The following is a 7,118-nucleotide window of genomic DNA, read 5'->3' as shown; positions in this document are numbered from 1 at the left end:
CACCCGAGCCACCCGAGCCACCCGAGCTACCCGAGCTACCCGAGCCACCCGAGCTACCCGAGCCACCCGAGCCACCCGAGCTACCCGAGCTACCCGAGCCACCCGAGCCACCCGAGCCACCCGAGCCGCCCGAGCCGCCGTGCCCGCTGGACCCGTTCGAACCATTAGAGCCGCCGGGCCCGCTTGGCCCGGCAGAACCATTCGAATTTCCCGTTCCGCCGTTACCGCTATTGCCGTTGTTCCCGCCGTTGCCGTTGCCCGTCGACGCCGCGGCGCCGCTGCTGCCTCCGCGTCCGCCACCGAATGCGCCGCCGCTCACCGATCCGCCGCTACTGTCGCCGCTCGCCGACGTGCCGTCGGACGTGCCGCCGAGTCCGCTCACCGATGGATCGTTGGCGGGATCCTGGGCACAACCCGCGGCGCCGCCGCCATCGCGGCAGTCCGCCTCGGGGCTCGGAGCGCGCGCATCGTCCGTCGCGGCACTAATGCGCATCGACGAGGCGTCGAACGGTGCGGCGCTCAGTGGCTTCATGCCAGCCGGCGCGCCGGAATCGCTCGAGTTTGCCGTATCGGCCTGCACGGACGCGCTCGTCTCGGCGAGCCACCTGCCCATGCCGTCCAAGAACGAGCCAGCATGCGCACCGATGGCGAACAACGCGATCGCCGCCCCCGCAGTCGCTTTGAGGATTCCCGAAAATAAATAGGACTCCTTATTAATTGTCAGCTTATTCATCGTGATCTCCCCGGCAGGAACGACGATCGAATGTCGTCGTAGTCCCGTCGCCCGAAGGCGACTATGGCTGCCCGAGCCCGATCGATGCGGATGTCGCCCGACGCGTGACGTTCGAAGGTGCGAACGCGCACACGCCGGCGGTCGCGACATCGCTCGATCGACTCCGGTCGGGCGTGCGTCGGTCAACGCGGCCATGTGCGCTGATCATTGCGATAACCGTGCCATTGGCCGCGATGCCGCGCCGCGCGTGGATGCGCTACCGCACGTGGCATGCGGCCAGGCAAAATGCGTCGGAAACGTTTCAGCGCTGAAACGCGAGCGCGTCGTTCCAATGCGCGGCAACGCACGAAGTGCAGGCCCAAGGAGAACAGCCACGCAAGCGCCGAACGAAGGAGCCTGCGAAAGAAGCTCGATCGAAGAAGCTCGATCGAAGAAGCAACGAAAGCGGCGAGCGAGGAAACCGCTCAAGCGAAATGCGTTTCGCGTTGCAGCGCGCGTAACTCGCTAACTGGGATATGGCAGCGAATGCGGTGGCCGTCGCCGGCATCGGCGAAGGGCGGATCGACGGCTTCGCACAGCGCGCCGAGCTTGCGCGGGCATCGCGTATGGAATACGCACCCGGTGGGCGGCGCGGCTGCACTCGGCGGATCGCCGGCCAATCGAATGCGCTGCGCCGAAGGCGCTTGGGCCGCGCTGAGCGTCGGCATGGCCGAGAGCAAAGCTTCGGTGTACGGGTGATGCGGCCCATCGAACACGGCAGGGGCAGGCCCGATCTCGAGCAGCCGCCCCACGTAGAGCACGGCGATGCGATCCGCTACGTAGCGCACGACATGCAGATCGTGAGAAATGAAGATGTAGCTGACGCCACGCTCGCGCTGCAAATCGGCGAGCAGATTCAATATTGCGGCTTGCACGGAGACATCGAGCGCCGACGTCGGCTCGTCGCAGACGACCACGCGAGGATCGCCTGCGAACGCGCGCGCGATGGCCACCCGCTGCTTCAGCCCGCCCGAGAGTTGTCGCGTGCGTGCATCCAGATACCGGGACGGCAATCGGACGGCCTGAGCAAGCGTCGCGAGGCGGGCGCCGTGCGCGCGACCACGCAACGCGCCGAGCTTGGACAGTGCGCGACCGATGAGCCGCTTGACCGAATGCGCGCGGTTCAAGGCCGAGTCCGGATTTTGAAACACGATTTGCAGCGACTTGACTTGCTCGTCGTCGCGGCGCGCGACGTGCGCCGGCAGCGGTTTGCCGTCCAGTTCGAGCGTGCCGCCCGGATCCGGCGCGATCAAGCCGACGAGCAGCTTGGCGAGCGTCGTCTTGCCGCTGCCCGATTCGCCGACGAGACCCAGCGTTTCGCCCGCGGCCAGATCGAGCGAGACATCGTCGACGGCCCGCACCGGTGCGCCCGACGCAACGAACGTCTTCGAAAGATGCGCCGCGTGCAGCGCAAGCGGCGCATGCTCTGCACTGCCTTGCGCGTGCGCTTCGACATCGTCTACCGCTGCGCTCGTGCGCGGCAAACTTTCGGCACGCTCGTGATAATGGCAACGCGCCATGTGCGGTCCGTGCGGCGCGTTGAATCGGTGTGGCGGCGGCGTGTCGATGCGGCAGCGATCGTCGGCCAACCGACAGCGCGCCGCAAAGATGCACCCGGGCACGGCCGCGCCGAGCGGCGGCAGTGCACCGGCGATCGTATCGAGCCGCTCGGTGTCTTTGCTGCGGCCGGGGCGCGGCAAACAGCGCAGCAAGCCCACCGTATAAGGGTGGCGCGGTGCACCGAAGACATCTTCGGTCGGCCCTTGTTCGACGAGCCGCCCTGCGTAGAGCACGCCGACGCGGCTGCACATCCGCCCGATCACGGCCAAATTGTGGCTGATGAACAGCACGGCCGTTCCCGATTCCTCGCGCAGCTTCGCGATGAGATCGAGCACTTCGGCCTCCACGGTGGCGTCGAGGCCTGTCGTCGGCTCATCCAGAATCAGCAGCGCCGGCTTCGAGGCGAGCGCCATCGCGATGACGACGCGTTGCTGCATGCCGCCCGAGAGTTGATGCGGATAGCAATGCATGACGCGCTCGGGCGCCGCGATGCGTACCCGGCGCAGCATGTCGAGCGCGTGCGCGAAGGCCTCGCCGCGCGTCGCGCCCGCTACCTCGAACGCCTCGGATACCTGCCGGCCGATCGTTAGCGAAGGATTGAGCGCGCGCGACGGATCCTGATAGACCATCGAGACGGTCCGGGCGCGCATCGCGCGCAGATCGTCGGCGCGCAACGATGCGATGTCTCGGCCCGCGATCGCGATGCGCCCGGCGCCGACCCGGCCATTGCGGGGCAAGTAGGCGAGCGCCGCGAGCGCGACCGTGGATTTGCCGCAGCCCGATTCCCCGACGAGCCCGTAGGCCTCCCCGCGACGTACCCGAAACGTCACGTCGTGCAGCACTTCGCGGTCGCGGCCGCGTACGCGATAGGCCACGCTCAAGCCGACCACGGCGAGCGCATCGTGCTCGCCGTGCGGAGCCGATTCGAAAGCCGGATAGGCGCGGTGCGCAGGAGCGATCATTCGTGCAGGACCCCCTGTACGCTATCGGCGATCAAATTGACGCCCACGACGAGCGTCGCGATGGCCGCGGCATCGAACACGACGGTCCACCACGCGCCGCCCGTCATCAGCGAATACGATTCGGACAAGGCGAGCCCCCAGTCGGCCGAAGGCGGTTGGATGCCGAAGCCGAGAAAAGACAGCGTCGCGACGGCGAAAATCGCATAGCCGAGCCGCACCGTGGCCTCGACGACGATCGGCGGCAGGATATTCGGCAGGATTTCGACGAACATGATGTACGGCGCGCGCTCGCCGCGCAATTGCGCGGCGTCGACATAATCGAGGTGCCGCTCGGAGAACACGGCGGCGCGCACCGTGCGCGCGGTGATCGGCATGAAGGTCAGCCCGATCACAAGGACCACGGTAGCATTCGCGGCACCGAGCGCGGCGAGCGCCGCAAGCGCCAATACGACGAGCGGCAGTGCGAGCAGTGCATCGATCAATCGCCCGATCGCATTGTCGAGCCAACCGCCGAAGTAGCCGACGACAAGCCCGAGCGCCGTGCCCGCGAGCGTGCCGACGAGCGTCGCAAGCGGGGCGATGGTCAGGATGTCGCGCGCGCCCACGATCACGCGCGAGAACACGTCGCGGCCGAGCTGATCGGTGCCGAACCAATGCGCGCGATCGGGCGGTGCCAGCGAGTTGAGCGGATCCGAGGCATAGGGATCGAACGGCACGATCGAGGGGCCCGCGATCGCGCAACCGATCCAAAAGAGCACGATCGCCGCACCTACGATAAAACTCGGCGAACGGGCCAGCGCGCGCAGCGCCTCGAAGCGCGGCGCCGGCTGGATGCGATCGCTCGCGGCAGGGGCGTCGCCCGATCCGAACGCTTGGCTCATGCCGATCCTCCGAGACGCAGGCGCGGATCGAGTGCGACGATCAGTGCGTCGGCAACCAGATTGGCGAACATGTAGACGACGCCCACCGTCAGCACGCCCGCTTCGAGCATCGGGAAATCCTTCGCCGTCGCGGCGTTGTAGATGAGCGAGCCGATTCCCTGATAGTGAAACAGCGTCTCGACCACGACCAGCCCGCCGACCATATACCCGAGCTGCGTCGCCGCCACCGTGATCGTCGGCATCAATGCGTTGGGCAGCACGTGACGGACGATGACGACGCGCCGGGGCAGCCCCTTCAAAATCGCCGTGCGCGTGTAATCGGCATCGAGCGCTTCCACGGTGCCGGCACGCGCCATTCTCGCGATATAACCGAAAAAGACGAATACGAGCGGCAACGCGGGCAAGATCAGATGGCGTAGGGCCGTCCATGCGCCGGCGCCGTCGGGATAGCCCGCTTCGCTCGGCAGCCAGCGCAGCCAGATACCGAAGACGAGAATCAGCGCGATCGACGAAACGAACTCGGGTACGACGGTCGCGGACAAGCCGACGATCATGATCGCGCGATCGAGCAGCCGTCCTGCATGCAACGCGGCCCAGACGCCGGCGGAAATCGCGAGCGGGACGACGATGACGAACGCGAGCGCACCGAGCTTGGCCGAGCGCAACAACGCTTCGCCGATGAACGGTGCGACCGGGGTGCGATAGGCGTAAGAGACGCCCATGTCGCCGCGTACGAAGCGGCCGATCCATTGCGCGTATTGAACGAGGACGGGCCGGTCGACGCCGAGCTGATGATCGAGCGCGGCTACGGCACGCGCGTCGGCCAGTGGGCCGAGGATCGCGCGGCCGATATCGCCGGGCAACCATTGGCCGAGCGCGAACACGATCATCGACAGCAGCCACAGCGTGACGAGCGACAGCACGAGCCGGCCGGCCAGAAAGCGAGCGATGCGCGCCGCGCTGCCGTGCGCGGCGCGCGTAGAGAACCTAAGAGCGGTATCGGACATCTGCGCTGTGTTCGAGAATCGTCGTTGCGTTGAAACTGCGGTTCGAGGCAATGCCGGTAGGCGCGCGATCAAGCCGTCAATCAAGCCGTCAATCGTGCGCGATCGAAATACATCTGGGAAATGGCGGTGAAGCGCACGCCCGTGAGGGTCTTGCGCGTGGCCACGAGCTGTTCGAAGAAGTACGGAACGATCATCGGCGTCTCGTCCAGCAGCAGCCGTTCGATCTCGCCCGCGATCTTCTTTTGTGTGCCGAGATCGAGTGCGCCGACAAATTGCGCGACGAGCTTGTCGTATTGAGGATTGGCGAAATGCGCCGCATTCCACGGGCCGCCGCTCACGAGCGGGGCATTCAAGAACAGGTTCGGCACGCCCCGATGGCCGTAGTCGGTGATGCCGAGCGGCGCGTCGAGCCAGTCCGAGCTGCCGAATGTTCCCTTGCCGTAATACTGGCCCTGGCTTTCGACCTTCAAGGTCAGGTTGACGCCGATGGCCTTGGCCTCGTTCTGCAAGACGACGGCGAGATCGGGAATCTCCATGAATTTCTCGGTGGTCAGCGTGGCCGCGAAACCGTTGGGATGGCCCGCTTGCGCCAGCAATTGCTTCGCCTCGGCGAGGTTCAGGCGCCGCTGCGGCACCGACGGATCCGTCGACGGAAAGATCGGCGCGAACGGGCTATCGTTGCCGATCGCGGCCCGCCCCTTGAAGAGCCCGCGCACGAGCACGTCGCGATCGACGGCGAGGGCGAGCGCTTGGCGAACGCGCTTGTCGTTGAACGGCGCGGTATCGCAGCGCATGTGGATCTGCCGATGGGCGCTCGACTTCACGCCTTGCACGTTGAACTCGGGATTGTTCAGGATACCCATGCCGCCTTGCACCGACAGATCGCCCATGACGTCGGCTTGGCGCCCTTGCAACGCGAGAATCTGCGCTTGGCTGTCGGCGTAGAAGATGAATTGCACGCGCGCGGGCAGGGCTTTTTCGCCCCAGTAATCGGGATGGCGCACGAACGATGCGCCGCGTTTGGCTTCGTATCGTTCGAGCTTGAACGGCCCGGTGCCGATGAAACTCTTTTCGTAATCGCCGCTGAACCCGGCAGGCAAGATCACCGCGTTGTAATTGTCCGAGGAGACGTAGTAGGGGAAGTTGCCATTCGGCGCATCGAGATGGAAGGCGACGGTATGGTCGTCGACCACCCGCGCGCCGCCCTTGGACAGCACGCCTTTGAAGACCGACAATGCCGCCGACCCGCTCGCGGGGTCGGCCAGGCGATCGAACGTCGCGACGACGTCTTTGGCGCGGAGCGGCTGCCCATCGTGAAACTTGACGTTTTGCCGTAGCGCGAAGGTCCAGACGTCGCCCTTCTCGTTGGCCTTCCAAGACAGCGCCAAGGCGGGCCTGAGCGTGGACTTGTCGCCTTCGTCGTCGATCAGGAATTCTCCCGTTTGCGCAATGAGGCAAAGGCCGGCGGCGTCCGACACCGTGAGCGGATCGACACGGCCCGCCGGCGTGAGATGCGCGACGCGGATCGTGGCGTTCGCCCCAGCCGCGCCGGTCTGGGCGTGTGCGCGCGGCGCAGCGACCAGGCCACCGGCCGCGAGGACAACGCTCGAACAGCCGATGAGGCTCGCATGGCGCAGCAGCTCGCGGCGCGAGATGCGCTGCGCGAAATAGTCGTCGATCGCGAGATTGCCGAGATCGCCGGCATCGCGGCGAGCGGCGGTCAGGGCGATGGCTTGCGCAGCGGGGATCTTCTTCATCGAGAGTTTCCGGTTCGTGTGAGGGCGTCGAGGTGAGGCGGCGCGACGGCGACGAGCGGTACGGCGACGACGAATGCCGATGCAGTTTAACGCGACTCTCGGCCCGAGCGGCTCGTGGGCGGCTCGTGGGCGGCTCGCGAGCGGCTTCGTCGCTCGATAAAAAAGCCTGTCGGGGGTGC

5 protein-coding genes are annotated in these 7,118 nt (G+C 66.4%); all 5 read right to left on the bottom strand.

What is annotated here, in order from left to right:
- Positions 1-733, bottom strand: a 733-nt coding sequence (locus tag ACTHN9_RS07495) for a hypothetical protein (RefSeq protein ID WP_440536128.1), incomplete at its 3' end; no start/stop codon positions are given.
- A gap of 464 nt (positions 734-1,197) precedes the next feature.
- The gene (locus ACTHN9_RS07490; protein ID WP_440536127.1) at positions 1,198-3,294 is read right to left on the bottom strand and encodes an ABC transporter ATP-binding protein; all 2,097 of its coding nucleotides are present in this window, start codon (positions 3,292-3,294) and stop codon (positions 1,198-1,200) included.
- On the bottom strand, positions 3,291-4,175 hold the full coding sequence (locus ACTHN9_RS07485; protein WP_440536126.1) for an ABC transporter permease: 885 nt from the start codon (positions 4,173-4,175) through the stop codon (positions 3,291-3,293). The genes ACTHN9_RS07490 and ACTHN9_RS07485 overlap by 4 nt, the downstream gene beginning before the upstream one ends.
- On the bottom strand, positions 4,172-5,182 hold the full coding sequence (locus ACTHN9_RS07480; RefSeq protein WP_440536125.1) for an ABC transporter permease: 1,011 nt from the start codon (positions 5,180-5,182) through the stop codon (positions 4,172-4,174). Before ACTHN9_RS07480 ends, ACTHN9_RS07485 begins: the two co-directional genes overlap by 4 nt.
- A gap of 80 nt (positions 5,183-5,262) precedes the next feature.
- Positions 5,263-6,939, bottom strand: a complete 1,677-nt coding sequence (locus ACTHN9_RS07475) for an ABC transporter substrate-binding protein (protein WP_440536124.1) — start codon at positions 6,937-6,939, stop codon at positions 5,263-5,265.
- Between the last annotated feature and the right edge of the window lie 179 nt (positions 6,940-7,118).

It is taken from the genome of Trinickia sp. (assembly GCF_051953405.1).
GTDB lineage: Bacteria > Pseudomonadota > Gammaproteobacteria > Burkholderiales > Burkholderiaceae > Trinickia.
The sequence above is the reverse complement of the archived record's forward strand: the minus strand, read 5'-3'. Positions and strand labels throughout refer to the sequence as shown.